Consider the following 460-nt stretch of genomic DNA (forward strand, 5'->3'; position numbering starts at 1 on the left):
ACTCATATCAGAAACAAACAAGGAGATGTTCAATTTGAGCGGTTTTTTCGCTTTTGGCCCAATAATAAGCTCAGTACCGACGGGCACATTTTCCAATAACGGTTTGGTCGCCATTTGTGCAACCATCACTTGAATATCATCCCAGTGAGGTAATAGATATCTTGGAACACCCATTGAAGTCATTGGCCCATGGTGACCCACTTTGGATAAGCCATCTCGTGCTAATTGATGAATGAACTCAACCGTGGGCTCCTCTTTGGTTGCAGAAGCTGCTGGTAAGAGATCGGGCGTTGCCGCTTGGATATGAACATCAGGGCCTTCTTGACCCACTTGCTCAGCCGTAAACTGTTTATGGGTACCGTCACAAAATGGGAGATTGTTTGAATACTTACAGCGGCACAAGTAAGCGTCGCCGGTTTCCTCGGCCACGAAACTCTTCGGTTTGAAGCCCGTTCCTGCA

The 460-nt window shown here is 47.2% G+C and carries 1 protein-coding gene; it reads right to left on the reverse strand.

Annotated features, from left to right (window positions below; all coding sequences use genetic code 11):
* Positions 1-460 (reverse strand): CDGSH iron-sulfur domain-containing protein (locus tag AB4512_RS25125; RefSeq protein WP_372176173.1); only part of this gene is annotated, 460 nt, incomplete at both ends.

Origin of the sequence: Vibrio sp. 10N.222.52.B7 (assembly GCF_041474275.1) — a bacterium.
GTDB lineage: Bacteria > Pseudomonadota > Gammaproteobacteria > Enterobacterales > Vibrionaceae > Vibrio > Vibrio crassostreae_C.